23 protein-coding genes and 1 pseudogene are annotated in these 22,442 nt (G+C 64.0%); 11 read left to right on the top strand and 13 right to left on the bottom strand.

What is annotated here, in order from left to right; all coding sequences use genetic code 11:
* Positions 1-12 precede the first annotated feature (12 nt).
* From ACJRPG_RS17050 to ACJRPG_RS17030, 5 genes are read right to left on the bottom strand one after another with little or no spacing between them, the layout of a single operon-like run.
* A complete protein-coding gene (locus ACJRPG_RS17050; RefSeq protein ID WP_408001288.1) occupies positions 13-1,461 on the bottom strand; it encodes an efflux transporter outer membrane subunit in 1,449 nt (482 codons plus the stop codon).
* A 13-nt stretch (positions 1,462-1,474) separates the two neighbouring features.
* The gene (locus ACJRPG_RS17045) at positions 1,475-2,602 is read right to left on the bottom strand and encodes an ABC transporter permease (protein WP_408001287.1); all 1,128 of its coding nucleotides are present in this window, start codon (positions 2,600-2,602) and stop codon (positions 1,475-1,477) included.
* 8 nt (positions 2,603-2,610) lie between these two features.
* Positions 2,611-3,696 carry an ABC transporter permease gene (locus ACJRPG_RS17040; protein ID WP_408001286.1) on the bottom strand — a complete coding sequence of 362 codons (1,086 nt, stop codon included), beginning with the start codon at positions 3,694-3,696 and terminating at the stop codon, positions 2,611-2,613.
* Positions 3,693-5,417 (bottom strand): ATP-binding cassette domain-containing protein, encoded by a 1,725-nt coding sequence (locus ACJRPG_RS17035; RefSeq protein WP_408001285.1) that lies wholly within the window; start codon positions 5,415-5,417, stop codon positions 3,693-3,695. Before ACJRPG_RS17035 ends, ACJRPG_RS17040 begins: the two co-directional genes overlap by 4 nt.
* 3 nt (positions 5,418-5,420) lie before the next feature.
* Positions 5,421-6,416 (bottom strand): beta-barrel domain-containing protein, encoded by a 996-nt coding sequence (locus tag ACJRPG_RS17030; RefSeq protein ID WP_408001284.1) that lies wholly within the window; start codon positions 6,414-6,416, stop codon positions 5,421-5,423.
* A 118-nt stretch (positions 6,417-6,534) separates the two neighbouring features.
* Here ACJRPG_RS17030 and ACJRPG_RS17025 point away from each other — a divergent pair, with 118 nt between their 5' ends.
* Positions 6,535-7,218, top strand: a complete 684-nt coding sequence (locus ACJRPG_RS17025) for a TetR/AcrR family transcriptional regulator (protein ID WP_408001283.1) — start codon at positions 6,535-6,537, stop codon at positions 7,216-7,218.
* 118 nt (positions 7,219-7,336) lie between these two features.
* Positions 7,337-7,939, top strand: coding sequence for a PEP-CTERM sorting domain-containing protein (locus tag ACJRPG_RS17020; protein WP_408001282.1), 603 nt, complete (start codon positions 7,337-7,339; stop codon positions 7,937-7,939).
* Here ACJRPG_RS17020 and ACJRPG_RS17015 read toward each other — a convergent pair.
* Positions 7,881-8,783: a LysR family transcriptional regulator gene (locus tag ACJRPG_RS17015; protein ID WP_408001281.1), complete on the bottom strand. Its 903-nt coding sequence runs from the start codon at positions 8,781-8,783 to the stop codon at positions 7,881-7,883. The genes ACJRPG_RS17020 and ACJRPG_RS17015 overlap by 59 nt on opposite strands.
* A 100-nt stretch (positions 8,784-8,883) precedes the next feature.
* Here ACJRPG_RS17015 and ACJRPG_RS17010 point away from each other — a divergent pair, with 100 nt between their 5' ends.
* The 4 genes from ACJRPG_RS17010 (at position 8,884) to ACJRPG_RS16995 (ending at position 11,888) form a co-directional block, all read left to right on the top strand.
* Positions 8,884-9,933: a DUF475 domain-containing protein gene (locus ACJRPG_RS17010; protein WP_408001280.1), complete on the top strand. Its 1,050-nt coding sequence runs from the start codon at positions 8,884-8,886 to the stop codon at positions 9,931-9,933.
* 82 nt (positions 9,934-10,015) lie between these two features.
* On the top strand, positions 10,016-10,591 hold the full coding sequence (locus ACJRPG_RS17005; protein ID WP_408001279.1) for a TerD family protein: 576 nt from the start codon (positions 10,016-10,018) through the stop codon (positions 10,589-10,591).
* Between the two features lie 3 nt (positions 10,592-10,594).
* A complete protein-coding gene (locus tag ACJRPG_RS17000) occupies positions 10,595-11,293 on the top strand; it encodes a TIGR00266 family protein (RefSeq protein WP_408001278.1) in 699 nt (232 codons plus the stop codon).
* A 13-nt stretch (positions 11,294-11,306) separates the two neighbouring features.
* Positions 11,307-11,888: a TerD family protein gene (locus tag ACJRPG_RS16995; RefSeq protein ID WP_408001277.1), complete on the top strand. Its 582-nt coding sequence runs from the start codon at positions 11,307-11,309 to the stop codon at positions 11,886-11,888.
* Between the two features lie 930 nt (positions 11,889-12,818).
* On the opposite strand, the gene ACJRPG_RS16990 is transcribed toward ACJRPG_RS16995, so the two are convergent.
* From ACJRPG_RS16990 to ACJRPG_RS16970, 5 genes are all read right to left on the bottom strand, one after another.
* Positions 12,819-13,046, bottom strand: coding sequence for a hypothetical protein (locus ACJRPG_RS16990; RefSeq protein ID WP_408001276.1), 228 nt, complete (start codon positions 13,044-13,046; stop codon positions 12,819-12,821).
* A gap of 427 nt (positions 13,047-13,473) precedes the next feature.
* Positions 13,474-13,968, bottom strand: a complete 495-nt coding sequence (locus ACJRPG_RS16985) for a hypothetical protein (protein ID WP_408001275.1) — start codon at positions 13,966-13,968, stop codon at positions 13,474-13,476.
* A gap of 117 nt (positions 13,969-14,085) precedes the next feature.
* A complete protein-coding gene (locus ACJRPG_RS16980; protein WP_408001274.1) occupies positions 14,086-15,348 on the bottom strand; it encodes an extracellular catalytic domain type 1 short-chain-length polyhydroxyalkanoate depolymerase in 1,263 nt (420 codons plus the stop codon).
* Positions 15,349-15,356: 8 nt separating this feature from the next.
* Entirely contained in the window at positions 15,357-15,788 is a 432-nt protein-coding gene (locus ACJRPG_RS16975) for a ribbon-helix-helix domain-containing protein (RefSeq protein ID WP_408001273.1), read from the bottom strand.
* A 72-nt stretch (positions 15,789-15,860) separates the two neighbouring features.
* A complete protein-coding gene (locus ACJRPG_RS16970) occupies positions 15,861-17,048 on the bottom strand; it encodes an ATP-binding protein (protein WP_408001272.1) in 1,188 nt (395 codons plus the stop codon).
* A gap of 276 nt (positions 17,049-17,324) precedes the next feature.
* Between ACJRPG_RS16970 and ACJRPG_RS16965 the strand changes: the two genes are divergently transcribed.
* The 3 genes and pseudogenes from ACJRPG_RS16965 to ACJRPG_RS16955 form a co-directional block, all read left to right on the top strand.
* A complete protein-coding gene (locus ACJRPG_RS16965) occupies positions 17,325-17,534 on the top strand; it encodes a cold-shock protein (RefSeq protein ID WP_408001271.1) in 210 nt (69 codons plus the stop codon).
* A gap of 129 nt (positions 17,535-17,663) precedes the next feature.
* Positions 17,664-18,839, top strand: a complete 1,176-nt coding sequence (locus ACJRPG_RS16960) for a DesA family fatty acid desaturase (protein WP_408001270.1) — start codon at positions 17,664-17,666, stop codon at positions 18,837-18,839.
* 472 nt (positions 18,840-19,311) lie between these two features.
* Positions 19,312-19,581 (top strand): annotated as a pseudogene (locus tag ACJRPG_RS16955) (LysR substrate-binding domain-containing protein); the annotation flags it as partial.
* 3 nt (positions 19,582-19,584) lie between these two features.
* Here ACJRPG_RS16955 and lepB read toward each other — a convergent pair.
* Both lepB and ACJRPG_RS16945 read right to left on the bottom strand, forming a co-directional pair.
* The gene (lepB, locus tag ACJRPG_RS16950; RefSeq protein WP_408001269.1) at positions 19,585-20,259 is read right to left on the bottom strand and encodes a signal peptidase I; all 675 of its coding nucleotides are present in this window, start codon (positions 20,257-20,259) and stop codon (positions 19,585-19,587) included.
* A gap of 52 nt (positions 20,260-20,311) precedes the next feature.
* Positions 20,312-21,007 (bottom strand): ArsR/SmtB family transcription factor, encoded by a 696-nt coding sequence (locus tag ACJRPG_RS16945; RefSeq protein ID WP_408001268.1) that lies wholly within the window; start codon positions 21,005-21,007, stop codon positions 20,312-20,314.
* Between the two features lie 78 nt (positions 21,008-21,085).
* Between ACJRPG_RS16945 and ACJRPG_RS16940 the strand changes: the two genes are divergently transcribed.
* Positions 21,086-22,087 carry a cytochrome P450 family protein gene (locus ACJRPG_RS16940; protein WP_408001267.1) on the top strand — a complete coding sequence of 334 codons (1,002 nt, stop codon included), beginning with the start codon at positions 21,086-21,088 and terminating at the stop codon, positions 22,085-22,087.
* On the top strand, positions 22,084-22,428 hold the full coding sequence (locus ACJRPG_RS16935; protein WP_408001266.1) for an antibiotic biosynthesis monooxygenase family protein: 345 nt from the start codon (positions 22,084-22,086) through the stop codon (positions 22,426-22,428). Before ACJRPG_RS16940 ends, ACJRPG_RS16935 begins: the two co-directional genes overlap by 4 nt.
* Positions 22,429-22,442: the final 14 nt, after the last annotated feature.

Here is a 22,442-nt window from a genome sequence, read left to right as displayed (position 1 = left end):
CTTGGTGGTAACTCATGCTTCCGGCGTGACAGCGGCAGCCTTGCAGATCGCCAGCAGGCGCAGTGCCAGCGCGGCTTCGCTGCGCACCCGTTCGCGCTGCGCCTGCAGGGCCGCGCGGCGGGCGTCGAGCAGGGGCTGGGCGTCGCTCAGGCCGCGCTGCTGGCGGACCTGTGCGAGCGCCAGCGCGCTGGTGGCGCTGCGTTCGCGCTGCTGCCACTGCTGCTGGCGCTGGCGTTCGGCGGCATAGGCAGAGAGCGCATCGTCCATTTCATGCCAGGCGCCGAGCACCGTTTTCTGGAAGCTCACGGCGGCTTCCTGCTGCTGTAGTTCACGCAGCTGCACCGCGGCCCGGCGGCGGCCGTTGTCGAACAGGGGAAGGCTGAGGCCTGGGCCGATAGACCATTGGCGGCTGCCCCAGTCATCGAGCCCGCCGCCGCTGAGCGATTCCAGGCCGGCGGAGACGCCGAGCGTAATGCGCGGGTAGAGGTCGGCCTTTGCCACGCCGATCGATGCGGTGGCCGCATGCAGGCGGTGTTCGGCGGCCTGCACGTCGGGACGGCGGCGCAGCAGCTCGCCGGGCAGGCCGGCGGTGAAGTCGGGCGCGGGCGGCACGGTGCGGTCGCCCGCCAGGTCGCGCAGGGAGCCCGGCAGCTGCGCAGTCAGCAGCGACAAGGCATTCAGCGCCTGTGCTTCCTGTTCAAGGAGGGCGGGAAGCGTGGCGCGCTGCTGCGCAAGCTGGGCCTCCAGCCTTGCCGTATCGATGGCGTTGGCAAGGCCCTGGCGCTGTCGTACCTCGGCCAGCTTCAGCAGCTGCAGCGTGGCGTCGATGTCTTCGCTGGCGAGTGCCTGTTCGTGCTGGGCGGCGCGCAGCTGGTAGTAGTTGCGCGCCACCTCCACGGCAACGCTGAGCTGCACCTGGCGCAGCTGCGCGCTGGCGGCGCCGGCTTCCGCGTCGGCCGCCTCGATGCCGCGGCGCACGCGGCCCCACAGGTCGAGCTCCCAGCTGGCGTCGAAACCGGCCTGGTAGACGGTGAAGGGATCGCTCAGCACCGCAACCAGCGCGTCGCGCGATCCGGGCGCCAGGGCGGCGGCCATGCGCGTGGCGGCGCCCGTCTCGCTCTGGCGCTGGCGTGTGGCGCCCGCATGCACGCCCAGCTGCGGACCCTGCTGGCTGGCGGTGAGGTCGCGCTGCCTGCGGCTTTGCGCGAAGCGCAGCGCGGCAGTTTTCAGGTCGAGATTGGCGCCGGCCTGGGCCAGCAACCCGGCCAGCACGGGATCGTTGAGGCGTGCGAAGGCCGGCTTGTCGCCGGCTGGCAGTCCTGTGTCGCCCAGTTCGGCGGCGCCGCCATGCCATTCCTTCCATTGCTGCGGCGCGGCGGCTTGCGGGGCATGATAGTCGGGACCCGCAGCGGTGCAGGCGGCGAGCGCGGCGCAGAGCAGGGTAAGGGGCAGGGTTTTCATGATGAAGTCCAGTTCAGACAAGTCGGTTGCGGAACAGCCAGGCGGCCAGTGGCAGCGTGAGCGTGGCGATAATCAGCAGGGGCACCAGGTCCGGCCATACCGTGCCGAGGCCCACGCCTTCCAGGTAGATGCGTTGCACCATGTCGATGGCGAAGCGCAGGGGATTGGCCATCGTGAGCCACTGCAGCAGCTGCGGCATATTGCGCACCGGTGTGGTGAGGCCGGACAGCAGCATCATGGGCATCACCAGTACGAAGGTGTAGAGCATGGCCTGCTGCATATTGGCGGACAGTGCGGAGATGGAGAGTCCGACGCCGACGCAGGCAATGGTGAACAGCGTGAGGCCCATGTAGATCGCCGGCGCCGATCCGGCCATCGGCACGCCGAACCAGTAGCGCGTGACCAGCAGGATGATGGTGGATTGCAGCAGGCCGATACATACCGGCGGCAACGCCTTGCCGGCCATGATTTCCGCAGGCGTGAGCGGCGTTACCAGCAGCTGGTCAAAGGTGCCCTGTTCACGCTCGCGCGCGACCGAGAGCGCCGTCAGCAGCAGGGTTTGCAGCATGCTGAGGGCCGCGATCAGGCCGGGCATCAGGTTCCATCGGGTTTCCAGGTTGGGGTTGTACCAGGCGCGGGTTTCCACCTGCAGCGGCGGTGCGGCGCCGCCGTGGCGTTCGCGCCAGCTGCGGTTGAAGTCCCCCGCCACCGCGCCGACGTGGGAGGCGGCGGAACCGGCCGTGTTGGAGTTGCGGCCGTCGAGTATCAGCTGCAGCGGCGCGGCGCGTCCTTCGTAGAGTGCGCGTTCGAAGTCGGGCGGAAAGTGCAGCACGAGCAGGACCTTCTGTGTGTCGATCAGCGTTTCCACTTGGCTTTGCGACTGTACGGAAGCGATGCGGTGGAAGATGCCGCCGCCATCCAGCTTGGCCAGCAGCTCGGCCGATGCGGCGCTGTGGCTGCGGTCCAGCACCGCGTAGGGCACGTTGCTCAGTTCGTAGGTTGCCGCATAGCCGAACAGCATGCTCTGCACCAGTGCGGGCACGATGAGGATGGCGCGGCTGCGCGGGTCCTTCAGTACGGCGAGGAACTCCTTGCGGCACAGGTTGGCGATGCGGCGCAGCAGGGGGATGACGATTTCCATGGCTTGCCTCAGTCGAGTTTTTTGCGGGTGACAAAGCGCGCGAGCCCCAGCAGCACCACGGCATAGGCGGCGAGGATGGCGCAGTTGCGCAGGATGAGCGGCCACACGTTCCCGGCGAGGAAGAGGGTTTTCACCAGTTCCATGAAATAGGTGGCGGGCAGGATATGGCCAACGCCGCGCACCACGGCGGGCACATTGCGCAGGTCGAACAGGAAGCCGGACAGCATCAGCGAGGGCATGAAGCTGGTGAGCAGGGCGACCTGGCTGGCGAGGAACTGGTTGCGCGTGACGCTGGAAATCAGCAGGCCCATGCCCACCGCCACGAAGAGGTAGAGCATGGAGCTGAGCAGCAGCAGGATCAGCGATCCCTGCATCGGCACATCGAACAGCAGGCGCGCAGCCAGCAGGCACAGTACGAGGCCGCCCATGCCGACGCAGAAGTAGGGAATGATTTTCGCCAGCAGGATTTCGGCGGGCCGCACCGGCGTGACGAACAGTGCTTCCAGCGTTCCGCGCTCCCATTCGCGCGCCATGACCAGCGCCGTGAGGAAGGCGCCGACCAGCGTCATGATCAGCACAATAAGGCCGGGCACCAGGTACCAGGTGCTGGTGTTGGCGGCGTTGAACCACATGCGCTGTTCGATGCTCACGCCTTGCGCCGGCCCGCGCGGACGGGCCAGCGCTGCGCTCGCGTAGTTCATGATGATGGTGGCGCGGTTGGCTTCGGAGCCGTGCACCAGCAGCTGAATACGGCCCTTGCCGGCCGCGAGGTCGCCAGGGAAGGTGGACGGCACGCGGACGATGGCGTCCACCCGGCGCGCGAGCATCAGCTGTTCCGCTTCGTGCATGGAGCCCAGCATGACAGGCGAGAACACGGGCGACAGCTGCAGGCCCGCCACTGCTTCGCTGGCCGTGGGCGAACTGTCTTCCATCACAATGGCGATGGGGGCGTTTTTCACATCCAGCGACAGGCCATAGCCGAAGATGAGGATCAGCACGATGGGCAGCAGCACGCCTATGGCGAGGTTGCTGGAATCGCGCAGCAGCTGGCGGAATTCCTTGCGGGTGAGGGCGATGAGGCGGCGCAGGTTCATGCTGCAGCTCCTTCGCGCCCGCGTTCCACGATGCCGATGAAGGCGTCCTCCATGTTGGCGGCATGGCCGGCCTGCGCGCGCACCTGCGCCGGCGTGCCGAGCGCCAGCACCTTGCCTGCGTCCTGGATCACGATGCGGTCGCAATACTCGGCTTCTTCCATGAAGTGGGTGGTGATGATGATGGTGACGCCCGCTTCCGACAACGCCGTGATGCGGCGCCAGAACTCGCGGCGCGCCAGCGGATCGGCGCCGCTGGTGGGCTCGTCGAGGAAGAGGATGTCCGGTTCGTGCAGCAGGCCGGCGGCCATGGCCAGGCGCTGGCGGAAGCCGCCGGGCAGTTCGCCGCTGGCGCGGTTTTCGGTGCCGCGCAGGTGGAACTGGTCGAGCATGTCGGCGATGCGCTGCTGCAGCCGCGCGCCGTACAGGCCATAGGCGCCGCCGAAGAAGTTGAGGTTTTCTTCGACGGTCAGGTTGCCGTACAGGGAAAACTTTTGCGCCACGTAGCCGATGCGGGCACGTGCCGCCGCACGCGCCGTGCGCAGGTTAACGCCTGCCACGCGCAGCGTGCCGCTGCTGGCGGGCAGCAGGCCGCAGAGCATGCGGAAGGTGGTGGTCTTACCGGCGCCATTGGGGCCCAGCAGGCCGAAGATCTCGCCGCGCCGCACGCTGAAGCTGGTGCTGGCGACAGCCGTGAAGTCGCCGAACTTGCGCACCAGGTCATGCACTTCGATCACCGGGCCGGCGCCCGCCGGCGCCGCACTGCCTGTGGCGGCGGGCGGCACGGCGGCGTCTGTGCCGGCGCCTTCGCGCAGGATCATCATGAAGCCGTCTTCCAGCCGGGCGCGCGCCGGACGTGGCGTGCTGCCGTCGAGCGCCGGCTGCAGGGCGGCCGTGTCCGCGCCGGAACGCAGCACGTAACGCACTTCGCCGCCTTCCGGCACGGCGTCAATGATGGCGGCGGGCAGGTCGAGCAGGCGGGCCTGCAGTGCGCGCGCCGGTTCGCCATGCGCTGGCGCTGCGGTGAAGCACAGGCCATCGGCCATGCCGCGAATGGAGTCCGGCGTGCCGGTGGCGAGGATGCGGCCTTCGTGCATCACGCACACCTGTGCGCAGCGTTCCGCTTCGTCCATATAGGAGGTGCTGACGATGACGCTGAGTTGTTCTTCGTCCACCAGCTGCTGCACGATCTGCCATAGCTCGCGGCGCGACAGGGGATCGACACCGACGGTCGGCTCGTCCAGCAGCAGCAGTTCGGGCGATCGTACCAGCGTGCAGGCCAGGCCCAGCTTCTGTTTCATGCCACCAGATAGTTTGCCGGCCGGGCGCGCGGTGAAGCGGGCGAGGTCGGTCATGTCGAGCAGGCGCGCAAAGCGCTGCCGCCGTTCGGCCGGGGGCACGCCGTGCAGGTCCGCATAGAGGTCGAGATTCTCTTGCACGCTCAGGTCTTCATACAGGCCGAAGCGCTGGGGCATATAGCTGATGCGGTTCTGCACCGCCTGCGGCTGTACCGCCACGTCGATGCCGAGCACCGACAGCGAACCTGCGCCGGGCGCCAGCAGCCCGGCGGCCAGGCGCAGCAGCGTGGTCTTGCCGGCGCCATCCGGGCCAACCAGCGCCGTCAGCGTGCCGCGTGGCACGCGCAGCGAGATATCGTGCAGTGCCTGCACGATGCCGAAGGCCTTGTGCAGGCCGCTGGCGATAAGGACATCCTGGCCGGCCATGATTCAGCGCGCGGCGGTATCGATGGTGACGGTGGCGGGCATGCCCATGCGCAGGCGGTCGGCCTTGTCCTCCGCCAGCACGCGCACTTCGTAGACCAGGGCAGTGCGCAGTTCTTCGGTCTGTACCGTTTTCGGCGTGAATTCCGCGACCGAGGAGATGTAGCCCACCTTACCCGCAATCGGCTGCTGCGGCTGCGAATCGATGGTGATGCGCGCGGCCATGCCGGAGCGGACGCGGCCAAGGTCGGTCTCGGATACATAGGCGCGCACCCATTTCGGATCGGTGATGGCCAGCGTGTAGACGGGACGCTGCGGCGAGGCCATGTCGCCCGCCTCCAGCAGCCGCGCGCGCACGGTGGCGTTGAGCGGGGCGTGCAGCGTGGACTCCGCCAACTGGTGCTCCAGCAGGGCGATGTCGGCCAGCGCCGCATCGAGGCGGGCCTGGGCCTGCGACTTGTCTTCGGCGCGCGGTCCCTGCTGCGCCAGCTGCAGGGCGCTGCGGGCGTTGTCGAGCTGCGCCTGCGTGGCTTTGCGGCGTGCGGCGGCGCTGTCGAGGTCCTGTTGGCTTACGGCGCCCGCCGCATCCTTCTGCGCGTCGCGCAGGCGCTGCCACTGCTGCTGTGCGAGCTCCGCCTCCGCCTGCGCGGCGGCGACGGCGGCGCGCGCCTGCGCCACTTCTTCGGGACGGCTGCCTGCCTGCAGTCGGCGCAGCGCCTGGCGCTGCGCTTCGGCCTGGGCGCGGGCCTGGTCCAGCCGTAGCTTGAGTGTGCGCGTATCCAGTTCGCCCAGCACCTGGCCGGCTTTTACCTGCTGGCCTTCATCCACATCCAGCCGCGCGATGCGCTCGCTGCCGCTGAAGGCCAGCGACACCTGGCGCGCGTCCACATTGCCATACAGGGTCAGTACGCCGGTGCTGCGGGCAGGGGTGTGCAGCTGCCAGGCCAGCGCGGCGCCGCCCGCGAGCAGCACGGCGGCGATGAGGATGGGCTTCTTGTTCATGCAGGGCCTCGAAAGGATGTTGTGGCGATGATGCGCATTCTAACATCAAATTCAAATTACAATTTGAATTATTTGAGTAGCGTGCTATCTTCCTGCCATAGCCTTTACAATGCACGCCATGCCAAATTCCAGCCGCGTTCCCGCCCCCGCCTCCGCCCGCAGCAAACGCCCGGATGGCGACGCCACCCGCCAGCAACTGCTGGACGTGGCGGGGCAGGTGTTCGCCGAACGAGGATACGCCGATGCCACCAGCAAGGAAATCTGCGCGCGCGCCGGCGTGAACCTGGCGGCAGTGAACTACCACTTCGGCAGCCGCGACCAGCTGTACGAGGCGGTGCTGGTGGAGGCACATCACCATTTGCTGAAGCTGGAGGAGATGCAGGCGGTGGCCTCGGCCGATACCGATCCGCGCGCCAAGCTGCGCACCATCCTGACCGGCATCGTGCACCGCGCCGCTGCGCCGGATGCGCACTGGGGCTCGCGCGTGGTGATTCGCGAGCTGCTGGCGCCCACAGCCTTCGCGCCCACGCTGGTGCACAAGGCCATTGCGCCCAAGGCCCAGGTCATGCTGGGCATCGTCACCCAGATTCTCGGCCTGCCGCCGGACAGCCCCGGCCTGCAGCGCGGGCTGTTCTTCATGATGTCGCCCTGCCTGGCGCTGCTGATGGCGCCGCGCGCCATGCGCGAAAACCTGTTCCCGTCCCTTAGCGGCGACCTGGATTCCCTGGCGGATGACATGCTGCGCTACGCGGACGCGGGCCTGGCGGCGCTGGCGGCTCAATACAGCAGCAACACTCGTTGACCGAAGGTACGGTGCTGCACCGCACCGGCACTAGCCGTTAAGCTTCTGCTGCCGCGTTCCGCCCAATGCGCGCCGCGCGGCGATCCCCGATGCAGCGTCTATCACCCAGGAGCCAGCCATGAAGAGTGCATTTGCCGTATTCGCCGTGTTGTTGGGGATGCTGAGTCCCCTCCATGCCCAGGAACGCCACGATTTTGCCTATTCCGATTTGCTGTTGGCTGCGCATGTGCCCAGCGGAAAGTACTTCGGCACTTTTGAAGGGCAGGATAACGATGGGGACGGCATGCTGGAACTGGAGGAGCTGAGCTATTTCAGCTGGAACAAGACAGTTTATATCTCCGGCGGAACCAGCGCCTGCACGCTGCCCGGTTATGAATGCCCGGTATTCAGCTTCCTGTACCCCGGAGCCGGACATGGCGTGTTCTTCTATGTGCAGAAGTTCACCGGCGGTTCGCTGCTGGAAGAAACCATCGTCGGCCTCTATATCAATCATCCGCGCGAGCCGGGTTCCGGCCAGTATGCGGTATTCAATTCGAGCTCGCGCTTCTACCTGGATGGCCAGATGGTGCCGATACCGGAACCATCGGCGCTGGCGCTCTTGCTGGCGGGGCTCGCATCATTGGGAATGTTGCAGCTTAAACGGCGCCGGAGCCACGGGGCGCTCAGGCCGCGAAAGGGCTGGCTTGCGCCTGCAGGATGGCTTCTACTGCAGGGTGCTTGATGCGCCGCTCGCTTGAGATGGCGTAGAACTGTTCGCGCAGGTCGGAGGCCGGGCCCACGGGCAGGGCCCCGAGCCGGGTGCGGATGTCCTCTTCCAGCAGGGCGGGGGCGAAGAACATGCCCAGGCCGTCGCGCGCGAAGGTAGTCAGCATGGCGTTGTCCTCGAACTCGCCCACCACGTCGGGCCGCACGTCCTGCTCCAGCAGCCAGGTGTCGATGCGGCCGCGCAGCGCGTTGTTCCGCGTCGGCAGCAGCAGCGGCGCCCCCTGCAGGCTGCGCGGGAACTGCTTGCCATGGCGGCGCGCCAGCGCGGGGGCCCCAAACAGCATCATCTCGCTTTCCCCCAGCAGGTGGCTGAACACGCGCAGGCTGGCGGTGGCGCGTACCGAACGGTCGGTCAGCACCACGTCCAGCTTGTGCAGCGCGAGGTCGCCCAGCAGCGCCTCGAATTCCCGCTCCACCACCACCAGCTTCACCTTGATATCCATGTGCAGGGCTGCCCGCAGCAGGCGGTAGGCGATCAGCTTGGGCAAGGAATCCGAGATGCCGACCGTCAGCCGGGTCTTGCCGGCATCCGTTTCCTCCAGCGCCTCCTGCATGCGGTCGCCCAGCTCGAAGATCTGCTCGGCATAGATGAGCGCCACCCGGCCCGCTTCAGTCGGCACAAGGCGGCGGCCCTGCTGCGTCAGCAGCGACTTTCCGATCGATTGTTCCAGCGCCGAGAGCTGGGCGCTGACGGTCTGGATCGCGAGACCCAGGCGCTCGGCAGCGCGGGTCAGGCTGCCCTCCGCGGCCACCACGCGGAAGAAATAAAGATGGCGGAAATTGATGCCGGTCGTTTTCATGGTTCGGTTTTTACGAAGTGAAGTTCAGATTATCTTCTATTTTTCAATTGCCATGTTTTCCTTACACTGCGTGACATAGATCAAACAAAAGAGGTTACGCATGAAGTACTTCAGGATTTCCTTCCTGGTGACTTTTATCTGCCTGGCGATCGCCGGCTGGTGGGGTTACGAGAAAGCGGGCATCACCGGCCTGATGTCGGCACTGGGCATTGCCGTCATTCTCGGCATTATGGAAGTGTCGCTCTCCTTCGACAACGCGGTGGTTAACGCGTCCGTGCTGAAGGGCTGGGACGAGTTCTGGCAGAAGCTGTTCCTCGGCCTCGGCATCATCATCGCCGTCTTCGGTATGCGCCTGCTGTTCCCGCTGGTGATTGTGGCGGTGGCGGCCGATATCGGCCTGATGGATGTGTGGACGCTGGCGCTGAACAACCCTGAAGAGTATTCGCGCCACCTGACCGACCACCACGCTGAAGTGGCGGCCTTCGGCGGCATCTTCCTGCTGCTCGTGTTCCTGAACTTCATCTTCGACCACGAGAAGGAAACGCACTGGCTGGGCAATGTCGAGAAAAAACTGGGTTCGCTGGGCAAGGTGTCCTCGATCTCCGTGATGATCGCCCTGGGCGCGCTGCTGGGCTGCATGAGCTTTGTGCCTGAGGGCCAGAAGCTGGTGGTGCTGATTTCCGGCCTGTGGGGTGTGCTGATCTACGTTGGCGTGGATGCGATCTCGAACCTGCTGGAGAAGGAAGACGCGAGCGGCGGCAATGTCGGCGACATGGTGAAGCGCGGCGGTATCGGCGGCTTCCTCTACCTGGAAGTGCTGGATGCATCGTTCAGCTTCGACGGCGTGATCGGCGCGTTCGCCATCACCTCCGACGTCGTGATCATCATGCTCGGCCTGGCGATTGGCGCAATGTTCGTGCGTTCGATGACGGTGTTCCTGGTGCACAAAGGCACGCTCGACGAATTCGTCTACCTGGAGCACGGCGCGCACTATGCGATCGGCATCCTGGCAGTGATCATGCTGGCGAGTATGAAGTTCCATATTCCCGAGATCTTCACCGGCCTGATTGGCGTGGCCTTCATCCTCGCCTCGCTGTGGTCCTCGGTGCAGCATCGTAAAAAACAGGAAGCCCTGGCGCTGAGCGCGTAAGGGCGGTACAGAAAACGCGGCGCGCTTTAGACACCAGCCTGCCGCGCATGCAAGGTGTCTGACAACACAAGGAGTAAGACAAATGGCAATCAGTCTGCAAAAAGGCGGTAACGTTAACCTGAGCAAGGAAGCCCCCGGGCTGTCCAAGCTGACGGTCGGCCTGGGCTGGGACGTGCGGGCCACCGACGGCGCAGCCTTCGACATCGACAGCTCGGCCTTCCTGCTGAAAGCGGACGGCAAAGTGCGCGCCGACCAGGACTTCATCTTCTACAACAACCTGAAATCGAGCGATGGTTCGGTGGTGCACAGCGGCGACAACCGCACCGGTGCCGGCGAAGGCGACGACGAAACCGTCAACATCGACCTGAGCAAGGTGCCTGCCGGCGTGGAGCGCATTGCGATCTGCGTCACGATCCACGACGCCGATGCGCGCCGCCAGAATTTCGGCCAGGTGCAGAAAGCCTTCGTGCGCTGCGTGAATGCGGCGGGCGGCACCGAGATCGCACGCTTCGACCTGTCGGAAGACGGCTCCACGGAAACCGCGCTGGTGTTCGGCGAGGTGTACCGCAACGGCGCCGACTGGAAGTTCAAGGCCGTGGGCCAGGGCTACAAGGGCGGTCTGGGTGCGCTGGCTTCGTCCTTCGGCGTGAGCGTATAAGCCATGCCAACTTTTACCGTAACGGGTGATGTGGATCCCTTCCTCCATGTGGGACTGAAGCAGGGAGACAAGATCTACTGCGAATCCAACGCGATGGTGATGATGGAGTCCACGCTGGAACTGAAGGGCCGCATGCAAGGCGGCCTGGGTGCGGCGCTGATGCGCACCTTCGCCAACGGCGAATCTTTCTTCCAGCAGCACATCGAAGCGGTGCGCGGCGACGGCGACTGCCTGCTGTCGCCAACCCTGCCGGGTGCGATGCAGGTGATCGACGTCGGTCCGCGCCAGTACCTGATCAGCGACGGCGCCTTTGTGGCGGCCACCTTCGGGGTAGACCTGAAGGTGCGCACGCAGAACATCGGCAATGCGATCTTCGGCCAGAGCGGCGGCTTCTTCATCACGGAGACGCAGGGCAGCGGCCAGTTGGTGGTATCGGGCTTCGGTTCGATCTCCCAGCTGGAGGTGGAGCCGGGCAAGGACGTCGTCATCGACAACGCCCATGTGGTGTGCTGGGACAGTTCGCTGCACTACGAGATTTCGGTGACAACCGGCCGTAGCGGCGGTGGCCTGCTGGGCAACCTGGTGAACAGCGTCACGAGCGGCGAGGGCATGGTGCTCCGCTTCTCCGGCGCAGGAAAGATTCTGGTGTGCTCGCGCAACCGCGACAATTTCGTCGCCTGGCTGTCGCGCGGCCGCCAATGAAAGGAGTAATGCAATGTCAGTCAATTTGACCAAGGGCCAGAAGATCTCGCTGGACAAGGAAGCCGGCGGCTCCCTGAACCGCGTGGTGATGGGCCTGGGCTGGGATGCCGTGAAGAGCAAGGGCTTCCTCGGCTTCGGCGCGAAGAGTGCCGACATCGACCTGGACGCATCCTGCGTGCTGTTCGATGACGCCAACAAGCCGCTGGACGTGGTGTGGTTCCGCCAGCTCAAGAGCCGCGACGGCAGCGTGTTCCACAGCGGCGATAACCGCACCGGCGCCGGCGACGGCGACGATGAGCAGATCAATGTGGCGCTGCAGTCGGTGCCGGACAATGTGCGTAGCATCGTATTCACGGTGAACAGCTTCACCGGCCAGAGCTTCGCGCAGGTGGAAAACGCCTACTGCCGCCTGGTGAGCGCGGAGAACGGCAAGGAAGTAGCCCGCTTCAACCTGTCGGTTCAGGGCCAGCACAACGCGCAGATCATGGCCAAGCTGTACCGCCATAACGGCGAGTGGAAGATGCATGCCATCGGCGAGAACGGCCTTGGCCGCACGTTTGACGAGCTGCTGCCGCAGATTGCGCAGCATCTGTAAGGAATAGGTAGTACGTAAGGAGTTTCACAGGCGCCTGCCCCATGGCGCGCTTCCCTTTGCGGTGGTCCTGGCAACAGGCCACCGCTTTTTTTTTGCGCGATACTGGCAGTGGTGGGCGTGGAAAGCAGTTAAAGCTGTGCGCAAGCGCCACAAGGTGGGCCAGGTACAGGCACCAGTGAGTTGTCATGCGAAGACCTGGACTGAAGCCTGGCCGGCTCGTTCGCTAGCGCCATTTCCAATCGGCTGGATGCGCCTCTATCCAGGCCCGGGCGCCCGAAAATGCATCATCTTCGGCTGTGACCTGGCTCAGGAATGATCGTGTGCTCGCGAGCGCGACTCCGTGCTGGATTGGGCTTCCGTCAGCAGAAGTGATCAAGGTTCGGTACGAGTAGTCGGGGGCCAGTGAAGACTGAACATTGATGAAATAGCCTCTGTAGCGTTGTGTGGACATATTACTTTCTGTTGATTCTCATGTTCGGTGGCGACTGCGGCGGCGTGATCGTGGCTCGAACAGGACGCGCATCACGGTCGCAGTCTTTAATCCGTAAATGCGCAGCATGCTCTCTGCATACTGGGTGCCGTGGGTTTCAGCGAAGACGATAGCGCGTTCGCATACGGCTGCTGTCACCTCATTTGATCTTCGGGACTGCGGAACATCCATTTTGTCGCGCACACGTCTCAATACATCTTCATGATCTGTCCCGGTGTCAGGTTGAGCGGCCAGTTTGTCCCTCGCTGCGGGGTGCGGAGCATCCGTTGACCGGTGAATACCAAGGGGGGAAAGCACGCGAAACGCTACGTCCCGCTCCACCCCGCGCTGCCTCATGTAGTGCCATGCGGATACGCATCCCCATAAAGTGTTGACCCGGATACCGGCATCCACAAACACAGCGCATCTGGTGTCGTTCCGCTTCTCGGCCATCGCTCGTCCTAGCGCATCGATTGTGCTTCGAACGCTGCTATTCGCTCTTCACTTGCCTCAACCGCGTTGACTCCATCATCGATCAAGGAGGCGGACCGCTGGGCGATCCCGCCAATCTCTTCGATACAGTTCGATCGTCGGCCGATATCGGCCAGGTCCGCGTCACGACGAACGCGGTGTGCGGGTGTTTCGGGCAGTTTTGAGGGCTTGGTGAAGTGCTTGTGCGGCGTAATCATATGGTTCTTCTGTTGTCAGTGCACTGCGGCCCGAGCTTGGGCATGGCCACGAACGTCGTGCCGAAGGAACAGGATCAGACAGGGATTGTCGCAGCTGACAAAACAGAGTGAGACTGAGCTTGGAGGTGTGCGGGGCGTGAATCACTATACACCTGTGGATCGCACGCACCATTGAATCCGTGCACGGGATGGTATTTTCGCGGCACCATCGCTAGCTCTTCGCCTACAAGCCGGCAGGCCTTTGAATGACAGGATCAATTTAAGGAAAGAGGTACTCTAAAGCTTTGGGCTGGTAATGAACCCGAAGAGCAACGGCATCCCCGAACGAATCCCGACCACCTCGTCCGAAAACAACAGCGGGAGCCCCTCGGCTCGTCCGCTCGGCAATGCACTTCCACGCCGCATTCCAACGGTCGAGCGCCGGGTGTCAACTGGCACGTATCGTGGGCGTGAAAGAAGAGGCCCCGGTGAAAGGCTGTGAAGCGGGTCGCCGCGTATCAGAGTCCAGCACCCGAAGTATGGTTGGAGTTTTCACATGGTAGAGGCGTAACAGCGCCATACTGAATGCACGCCCATGCGTATCGAGCAGGCTTATCGCGCGATCGCACGCATAGGCCGTTAGCCGGTCGGTTCGCGGGCACGAAGTCAGGAATGGCTTGGCCTTGTACGAGTCGATACTGCCCCGCTGATCCAGGATATCCAATGCGACCTGCAGCTCATGTTCCACCGGCACAGGACATGGACTCCTTCGCGGCTGACCTGCCGAAAATATCCGTAACAGGGTCTGCGCATCGATCTGGTAAGCGCGCGCATAGTTCCAGGCGCGCGTTGTTCCCCAGAGCGTTTGGACGCGTACCGCGGCGTCGACCACGGCCCTTGCCCGGACATTCATGCGGCGGTCGCCGGCATTCGTATTGGTCATGCCCAGATTCTGCACTTTGCGGTTGGTGAAGCAAACGGATTGATGCACTATACGCCCAAGTCTTCCCAATGCTTCAAACTTTCAATCGGGCGCTCAGCATCCAGGCAGGCCAAGCACTCAGCAGCGTTGTCCCTGCTGCTCGGCTGCCGGTGCTCGGAGCATGTCGAAGAACTGCAGCATGGCGCGGCTGGCATCGGGGCCTGCGCAGTCGGTAAAAGTGCCGGCCGCGCTGCCGCCTGCCCAGGCGTGGCCTGCGCCGTGTATCACCCAGTGCTCCGCCATAACGCTGGCGTCCTCGCCGCGGTACACGTGCCGTGTGTATTTTCGCCCTCCCGGCGCCTTCTTCGTTTCCGACTCAGGCGCCATGCCGCACTCGGACGAGACGGATCCTGTCACGATGTGTTGCCCGTTGGAGGGATGTACCGTTGCATCCCGGTCGCCATGAAAAACGATGACTTTCGGTCCGGCTGCCCGCCTGTGTTTCCCTTGCGCCCCGGCCCGCATCGACTGTAAGGCGGAGGGCAGGTCGCGTGCTGCACCGAAGGGCAGGCCGGAATGCACGCCGACGGCGTGGAAAAGTTCCGGGTACACTGCAGCGACCACCGCCGCCATTGCCCCGCCGGCAGACAGCCCGGCGATACTTATACGCGCGGGATCCACCGCGTGACTGGCCATCACCTGCTGGATAATGCCTGCGATCAGCGCAGGCTCGCCCTTGCCACGCTGCTGGTCCGCCGTATTGAACCAGTTCCAGCAGCGTGAGCTATTGGCATGCACCGCTTGCTGGGGCCAGACGACAAGACAGCCCGCTTCTTCCGCCAGCAGATTCATACGGGTGCCCGCGGCGAAGTCGTCGGCATCCTGCGTGCAGCCATGCAGCATCACCAGCAACGGTAGGGCTTGTCCGGCGTAGCTGCCTGGAATGTACAGCTTATAGTCGCGCTGGTCCGCCGCGCCTTCGTAGCTGAGTGCGAGATAGCGTGCGCCAGCAGGTAACGGCGGTGCAGGAGAACGTGCGCGCCGCTTCGTGGCTGCTGGCAGCGGGCTCCCTTTTGGCAGGGTGATGCCAGCTTGCCTTCGCAGCGCAGCGAGGTCCGGCACTTCGGCTATCGCCGCTGTGCCGGGGGCCTGGTTCGTGCGTGCCGCCGACGGCTCGTCCCGGCGCGTTCGATCGGCCGCCGGCGCGTGGGCCCATGCCGGGGCGGCGTTCAGATTTTTCATCTGCGGCGTGGGCGGGCTTCGGCTTGCTGCGGGCGCGTTGTCCGCATCGGGATTGGCGAGCGCATCCTGGATGGCCGCGGTGGCCGCGAGCGGTCCCTCCTTCATCAGCTGTTGTGTTGCCTGCTGCAGCTTTGCCATCAATGCCGTATAGGGTTTCATGTGTGCCTTTATGGGTGGTAGTGCGTTGATTCGCGATTGATCCGTCCGGCCAGAGCAGCGCGAACGGCCGTGGGGGCATGTAGCGCGCCCAGAACTGTCACCGAACGAATTGTTGCTGCCGCCAGCGCCGCCGGTACGTCGTCCGCAATGGTGAGCAGCCCCAGGACGCGGAGTGAGAGCATGTCTCCGCGCGTTTGCACCGCCTCAAGGTCAGCGCGGCTGTACGCGAGGAGCCCGAGCACGAGTTCATCCCGCTCCACGGTGCGGCGTACCGCTTCCGCATGCTGGCTGAGCTGGTTGCGCACCGCAGTCCGGATAAGGTCGGTGCGGTTGGAATAGAAGCCTTGCTGGACCAGCAAGTCAATCTGTCCGAGGTCGACAGGCATGAGGTTGATCGTAATCTTCTCGGACTCGGCAAGGCGGGACTTCAGTTCTGGCATTGGCAGCTCCTGGATATGAGCGACCATACTGGCACCATCCAAGTGGATGGTGTATCTATATCTACGGCGCGCTCATAACGGTATCGCGTCAGCGCGCCCGTTCGAGTCGGTGGAGCGGAGTCCCTTCTGTTTCTTTGGAAGGGTGACGGTAAACGTTGTCCCATCAGCATCAGACCGCACGTGTATCCGTCCTGAATGCCCATGAACAATTTCGCGCGCGATGAACAGCCCAATCCCCATGTTCGTACTTTCTCCTGGAGGCGCGGCCTCGATGCGCGAAAGGCGTACCAGGGGATCAAAGATGCTTGCAATCTCGTCTGGCGGGATTACCGGTCCGCGATTCATGATGGCAATGGAGATGTCGTCCTCAGCACTCGTGACGTCGACACTCACCGGCGACTCCTTGCTGCCGTATTGAAGCGCGTTGCCAAGCAGATTTGACAGCACTTGCGCCAGCCGGCTGCCATCGACAACCGCGCTCAAGGACGCCGGGGCACGAAGTTCGATGACGCGGTCGGGATGAAATGTGCGCAACTCATTGACCGCCTGCTCGCAGACCACGGTCAGGTTTTCCTGCCGCGGGGTGATCGGGATGCCTGGGCCGAGGTGCGTACGCGTGAAGTCAACCAGGTCATTGATCAGCTTGCCCATGCGTGTGGCGCTATTGAACATTCTCGTCGCAAGAAGAACGTATTTCGGAGCGAGGTCGAGCGCCTGCATGATGAAGCTCGAGCCCATAAACAGTGTGCCAAGCGGGTTGCGCAAATCGTGCCCGAGGATCGCCAGGAACATGTTCCGCGATTGCGTGACCAGGCGCTCGTAGCGGGCGACCGACTCAGCCACCGCCTGATCGACAGCCTCATTGAAACGCGTCACGTCCGTGAGGTTGGTACGGGAACTGTCAGCGGCCTCGGCACTCCACAGCGTCAGGACACTGGAACGAAGAGCGCGGTACTCCGATACGAGTTGCACCACGGTATAGCCAGACCTGAGGCGCGCCTGGGCATGTATCTCTGCTGCAGTGTCTTGCCGTCCCCGCTTTGCCAGGCCCTTGGATTTTGCAACGCTATCCGCGTCCGACTGGGCGGTTTTGATGTCTTCGGCAAAGGCGCAGAGCATTTGGTGCGCATGGTCGCGTAGCTCCTCATCGTCCATTGTCAGCGCGGGCGGTTCAATCGTGCGCGCAAAATTCTCCCAAGCCATAAGGATAGGTTCAATGTTGGCTAGTATGAAATCGGAGAGTCGGGGATTGGCATTCATGAGGAGTCTCCAGTCAGCTGCGTCCCACACATCCGGGCGTTTTTATCATAACAGTGGACAGCAAAGCGTCATGGATGATTCGTCTGCCGGGCAAATATTCGCGAAATACTTAGGCGAACCGGGCAAACTGCTGTATTGTGGGTCCGTGCTTCCACAAGCCTTGTATGTCGGCTGTCTTTCCTGTCTCGCCTCGGCGGTCCCGTTTGATTCCCTTCGTTTCCCTGCATTTGGCAAGCACGCAGGCGACTTGCCTATGCAATATGAAAGGACTACGAAATGACTACTCAAACTGGCACCGTAAAATGGTTTAACGACGCTAAAGGCTTCGGCTTTATCGCTCCGGATGGCGGCGGGGCAGATCTGTTCGCACACTTCCAGGATATCCAGTCAACCGGCTTCAAGAGCCTGTCGGAAAACCAACGCGTCTCGTTTACCCGCGCGAACGGCCCCAAAGGCGAAAAAGCTGCGAATATTCAGGTGGTCTGAAATCCACCAGTGCCCCGGCGGCGTGGAGTCAGGCCGCCAAGCACTTCTGCGTGCCATCGCGTCTGAAAAGGGTGTCCGGATGTCGACGACATATTGGATGCTCTTCGCCGGCGCAATAGAAGGTGGCATATGACAATACTTGAATGGCTCAGCACGGGCTTCCTGGCGCTGCCGCCATGGCAGGTTGCTGCGGCAGGCCTGGCGGCCACGCATCTGACGATCATCGCCGTTACAGTTTATCTGCACCGCAACCAGACCCATCACGCGTTGACGCTCCATCCGCTGCCAGCGCACTGCTTCCGATTCTGGCTGTGGCTCACCACCGGCATGGTGACGCGTGAATGGGTCGCGGTCCATCGCAGCCATCACGCGCACTGCGAAGGCGAACTTGACCCTCACAGTCCGCGCACCAAAGGAATTGGCAGCGTGCTGCTGCGGGGCGCGGAACTCTACCGCGCCGCCGCCGCCGATCCCGCGCTGGTGCGCCGCTATGGCGCCGGCGCACCGGATGACTGGATCGAGCGCCGGCTCTACAGCCGTTACACATGGCAGGGTGTAGCCATGCTGCTGATCGCCTATGTTGCAGCCTTCGGTGTCATCGGCATTACGGTATGGGCGATTCACATGCTGTGGATCCCCTTGCTCGCCGCAGGCGTGGTCAACGGCCTTGGTCACTACGCGGGCTACCGGAATTTCGATGGACCAGATGCTGCGGCCAATCTGATGCCGCTGGGGCTGCTGATCGGCGGTGAGGAACTGCATAACAACCACCATGCACTGCCGACTTCCGCCAAGTTCTCGGTACGCTGGTTTGAATTCGATGCCGGCTGGGCTTATGTTCGGCTGCTGGTTTGGCTGAGGCTGGCAAGCGTGCGGCCGCCGGCCGCACCACTAAGGTTGCGCGCGGAGCCAGGTGCACCGACCGTCGACACTCTGCGCCAGGTGCTGTGCAATCGGGCAATCCTGACCCGGCAGTTGAATGCTTGCGCGGTGGCGGCGCTACGTGTCCAGCGCCCCACTCTGCGGCATACTCTTTCCGCGCAGGCGATGGCGAGGATCGAAACCCTTCTGGCGCGCACACCGGGCCGGCTCGACCGCGAAGAGGAAGCCGAGTTGACACATTTTTGTGCCGTCTACCCCTTGTTTGAACAGCTCCAGGAACAGCGTCGCAGCTTTGAGGCGTTGTGGAACCGGTCGGCTGCGCCGCCAGCCGAACTGCTACTCCGGCTATCGGCATGGTGCGCGGCTGCCGCACGCGTTCGCCCCTTGAGCAGCTTCGCAAACCATTTGCGGCGGTACGGCTGACCAATGTAAGCAGTGGGCGAAGAAGTCAGCTTGGGCATTTTGAAGCTGCGCGGCTGCTTATTTCACCCACGTCCTCAATTGGCGTCGTCCAAAGGGATTTGTTTAAGCACCTCCTCGGCTACTTCTTCTTGTCCAAGCGCGGACAGGGTGCCTAAAATCATCAGGCGAGACCCCATTTCATTGTCAACGGATGAAGTCGCTTTCATCAAAGAGAGTAGCCGTCCCGTGATTCGCATTGCCGCGTCCGAACTTACTCGCCGCTGAATGCGGAAGCAATGTCCTTGCCGGTCCTTTGCATATTGTTGAGTAAGCTGGTTTTCATGTGAACCTCCCACTTGCTAAGCTATCACGCCGCCCGCTCGCGTAGCGCCGGCTTACCAATACGGTACTCCCTTTTCGTTGGCGGATATGCCAGGCCGACGCCTGGCAACGTATCGACCTGATGCCCATGAACAAGGCAGGCGCGGATGCGGCGAAGGTGAAAGGCGTGGATGCCGATGCGGGGCTGAGTTTTACCGAGGAACTGCATGCAGTGCAGGCCACCATTGCAGGGCAGGGCGTGGGGCTGCTCAGCCTGACCCTGGTGCAGCAGGAACTGGCGGCCGGTGTGCTGGTGCAGCCCTTCGCGCTGGAGCTGGGCAGCTTCAGTTATGACTTGGTGTACAGCCCGCGGGCGGCTAACCGTCCCGCGACGCTGCTGCTGAAGGAATGGGTGGCGTCGCAGTTCAGGCCACCCGCCTAGCGCTTACTCGACACGCAGGCTCTTGCCGATTCGGTCGGTACGCGGCAGCCAGTTGCCCTTGATGTCGGCCGAGACGAGGATGCGTTCCGCGCGGCCGATCAGCAGCGCGCGTGGCACGGTGCCGAACACGCGCGAATCGCCGCTGTTGTCGCGGTTATCGCCCAGCATCAGGTAGCTGTCGGCGGGCACGGTGATGGGACCGAAGTCGCGCATCGCCGCGATCTGCGGCAGGATCTGGATCGGGTAGCTGGCCTTGCCGCGCGTTTCCTGTACCTGCAGCGCCTGCAGCTCGCCCAGCACGTCCATATGTTCGGTGGCGTTGCCCAGCACTGTGTAATCGGCGTGCACGCCGTTGATCAGCAGGCGTTCGCCGCGCATTTCGACCGTGTCGCCGGGCAGGGCGGCGATGCGCTTGATGAGGCGCGTGCCGTCTTTCGGCGAGGAGAAGGTGACGACGTCACCGCGCTGCGGATCGTTGAGGCGCGCAACCGAGATATCGGTCAGCGGAATCTTCACGTCATAGGCCAAGCGGTTGACGAAGACCACATCGCCTTCCAGCAGGTTGGGGCGCATGGAGGCCGAGGGGATCGGGTTCCAGTCCGCGACCGCCGTGCGGAACAGGCCGAACAGCATGAGGAAGGCGATAAAGCCCTTGTTGGCGCGGATCCAGTTCTTCACGGCTGTTCTCCCTGATAAGCATTGTCGATATGCTTATCTTGCTCATCCTTTCTTAATCCGGGCTTATGCCGAAGGCCTTGCGCAGCTGCCTCTCGCCCTGCGGCGGCACGCTGAGCGCGCGGCTGTCGAGGTCCTGTTCCACCCAGCCCTTCTTCAACGCGAGCTGCAGCAGCGCCGCGCCCAGCGCGCCGCCGAGGTGGGGCTTGCGTTCGCTCCAGTCCAGGCAGGGACAGGCGAAGCGGCGCCGCAGCTTGCGCATGGCGGGCAGGTCGAAGCCGAGCTGTTCGAAGCGCGCCGCGCCGGCTGCGGACAGCTCGTAGTCGCCACGCCCGCCTTCTGCAGCGAGCCAGCCCTGCTCGGCGAAATGGTCGTGCAGGCGGACGGCAAGCGTGCCTGCCATGTGGTCATAGCAGGTGCGGGCGTTGCGCAGGCGGGGCGGCGTGTTTGGCGTGAAGGTGGGGCGGGGCAGGCCTGCGACCACGAGCAGCGCTTCCAGCGCCGCGGCCACGTCGCTGCCGGCGAGCTGGTAGTAGCGGTGCTTGCCTTGCGCGAGCTGGTCCACCAGGCGCTCATCCTTCAGGCGCGCGAGGTGGGCGCTGGCGGTGGAGGGGCTGACCTCGGCCACCACCGACAGTTCGGTGCTGGTGCGGGCGTGGCCGTCCAGCAGGGCGCACAGCATGCGCGCGCGGGCCGGTTCGGCAATCGCGCCCGCAATGCGGGCCAGGTAATTGTCGGCATGTGCATCCATAGTTCGATCCAGGACGAAGTGTTGATGTTCTTTTTTCAGGATACTGCTTTTATCCGATCATGCAAAGGACAGAACACCATGACAGCAATGAACGCAATCGCGGCGGCCACGCATCCCGATCCCTATCCCTGGTACGCCACGCTGGCGCGGGGCGGGCTGCAGTACGATGCCGCGCTGAAGCTGTGGATTGCAGCTTCCCCGGCGCTGATCCGCGAAGTGATGGCGCATCCGGCCTGCCGCGTGCGGCCGCCAGCGGAGCCGGTGCCTGCCGCGATTGCGGGCAGCGCGGGCGAACTGTTTGGCATGCTGGCGAGGATGAACGACGGTCCGCCCCACGTGCAGGCGCGCGCGATCCTGCAGCCGGTGCTGGATGCAATGGATGCAGGCACGGCCGCCGCACACGCGCGGCGCGTGGCGGGCGAGCTGGCACATGGCGGCGCCGCGTCCATGCTGAACCGCGTGATGGGCGAGGCGCCGGTGCGGGTGATGGCCGAGCTGCTCGGCTTTGCGCCCTCGCGCGGACCGGAAATCGCGCGGCTGGTGGCAGCGTTCGCGGCCTGCCTGTCTCCGCTTAGTTCCGCAGCCCGGATCGGGGCCGCGCATGAAGCGGCGCGGGCACTGCTGGCGGCAATGCGCACGCTGCACGATGCGCCGCTGCCGGTGCTGGCCAATATGGTGGGGCTGATGTCGCAGACTTATGAGGCCACGGCGGGCCTGATCGGCAACAGCGTGATTGCGCGCTGGCGCGGGCATGGCGGCACGGCGGCGGAACTCGTTGCCCGGACGGCGCAGCTGGATCCGTCGATCCAGAACACGCGGCGCTTCCTGGTGGAAGATGCGCAGATCGGCGGCGTATCGCTGCGTGCCGGCGATGCAGTATTGCTGCTGCTCGGCGCCGCCGCGCGCGAGGGACTGGGCTTCGGGCATGGCGTGCACCGCTGCCCCGGCCAGCGTCTCGCTGAAACCATTGCTGTGGCAGCGCTGGAGGTGCTGGTGCAGATGCCCCTGCCGCAACAGCTCATATGGCGTTACCGTCCATCGGTGAACGCACGCATTCCCGACTTCCTGGAGGCCGCATGATTGCCGTGATTTTTGAAGTTGTGCCGCACGCTGAGCACCGCCAGCGCTATCTCGATCTTGCGGCAGCGCTGAAGCCGATGCTGGAAGGGATTGACGGCTTCATTTCAGTGGAGCGTTTTCAGAGCCTGGCGAATCCGGAGAAGGTGCTGTCGCTGTCCTTTTTCCGTGATGAGGCGGCGCTTGCGCAGTGGCGGCAATTGGAGGCGCATCGCGTGGCGCAGGAGGCGGGGCGCAGCATGCTGTTCAAGGATTACCGGCTGCGGATTGCCGGTGTCATACGCGACTATGGTCTGTCAGAAAGGGACGAGGCGCCTATCGATAGCCGTGAGCGGCACGCGTAGCGCCTGATGGGGCA

The sequence above is a fragment of the Pseudoduganella rhizocola genome (assembly GCF_045984285.3).
In the GTDB taxonomy this organism is placed as follows: Bacteria; Pseudomonadota; Gammaproteobacteria; order Burkholderiales; family Burkholderiaceae_D; genus Rugamonas.
This window is presented reverse-complemented; position numbering and strand designations above follow the sequence as displayed.

Bases quoted from the DNA above. Each gene is read 5' to 3' on its own strand.
- ACJRPG_RS17040 (WP_408001286.1), bottom strand. From the start codon at position 3,696: ATGAACCTGCGCCGCCTCATCGCCCTCACCCGCAAGGAATTCCGCCAG.
- ACJRPG_RS17035 (WP_408001285.1), bottom strand. From the start codon at position 5,417: ATGGCCGGCCAGGATGTCCTTATCGCCAGCGGCCTGCACAAGGCCTTC.
- ACJRPG_RS17015 (WP_408001281.1), bottom strand. From the start codon at position 8,783: ATGAAAACGACCGGCATCAATTTCCGCCATCTTTATTTCTTCCGCGTG.
- ACJRPG_RS16945 (WP_408001268.1), bottom strand. From the start codon at position 21,007: ATGGATGCACATGCCGACAATTACCTGGCCCGCATTGCGGGCGCGATT.
- ACJRPG_RS16940 (WP_408001267.1), top strand. From the start codon at position 21,086: ATGACAGCAATGAACGCAATCGCGGCGGCCACGCATCCCGATCCCTAT.
- ACJRPG_RS17050 (WP_408001288.1), bottom strand. From the start codon at position 1,461: ATGAAAACCCTGCCCCTTACCCTGCTCTGCGCCGCGCTCGCCGCCTGC.
- ACJRPG_RS16980 (WP_408001274.1), bottom strand. From the start codon at position 15,348: ATGAAACCCTATACGGCATTGATGGCAAAGCTGCAGCAGGCAACACAA.
- ACJRPG_RS17000 (WP_408001278.1), top strand. From the start codon at position 10,595: ATGCCAACTTTTACCGTAACGGGTGATGTGGATCCCTTCCTCCATGTG.
- ACJRPG_RS16960 (WP_408001270.1), top strand. From the start codon at position 17,664: ATGACAATACTTGAATGGCTCAGCACGGGCTTCCTGGCGCTGCCGCCA.
- ACJRPG_RS17020 (WP_408001282.1), top strand. From the start codon at position 7,337: ATGAAGAGTGCATTTGCCGTATTCGCCGTGTTGTTGGGGATGCTGAGT.
- ACJRPG_RS17045 (WP_408001287.1), bottom strand. From the start codon at position 2,602: ATGGAAATCGTCATCCCCCTGCTGCGCCGCATCGCCAACCTGTGCCGC.
- ACJRPG_RS16995 (WP_408001277.1), top strand. From the start codon at position 11,307: ATGTCAGTCAATTTGACCAAGGGCCAGAAGATCTCGCTGGACAAGGAA.
- ACJRPG_RS16990 (WP_408001276.1), bottom strand. From the start codon at position 13,046: ATGATTACGCCGCACAAGCACTTCACCAAGCCCTCAAAACTGCCCGAA.
- ACJRPG_RS16985 (WP_408001275.1), bottom strand. From the start codon at position 13,968: ATGACCAATACGAATGCCGGCGACCGCCGCATGAATGTCCGGGCAAGG.
- ACJRPG_RS17010 (WP_408001280.1), top strand. From the start codon at position 8,884: ATGAAGTACTTCAGGATTTCCTTCCTGGTGACTTTTATCTGCCTGGCG.
- ACJRPG_RS17030 (WP_408001284.1), bottom strand. From the start codon at position 6,416: ATGAACAAGAAGCCCATCCTCATCGCCGCCGTGCTGCTCGCGGGCGGC.
- ACJRPG_RS17025 (WP_408001283.1), top strand. From the start codon at position 6,535: ATGCCAAATTCCAGCCGCGTTCCCGCCCCCGCCTCCGCCCGCAGCAAA.
- ACJRPG_RS16975 (WP_408001273.1), bottom strand. From the start codon at position 15,788: ATGCCAGAACTGAAGTCCCGCCTTGCCGAGTCCGAGAAGATTACGATC.
- ACJRPG_RS16935 (WP_408001266.1), top strand. From the start codon at position 22,084: ATGATTGCCGTGATTTTTGAAGTTGTGCCGCACGCTGAGCACCGCCAG.
- ACJRPG_RS16965 (WP_408001271.1), top strand. From the start codon at position 17,325: ATGACTACTCAAACTGGCACCGTAAAATGGTTTAACGACGCTAAAGGC.
- ACJRPG_RS16970 (WP_408001272.1), bottom strand. From the start codon at position 17,048: ATGAATGCCAATCCCCGACTCTCCGATTTCATACTAGCCAACATTGAA.
- ACJRPG_RS17005 (WP_408001279.1), top strand. From the start codon at position 10,016: ATGGCAATCAGTCTGCAAAAAGGCGGTAACGTTAACCTGAGCAAGGAA.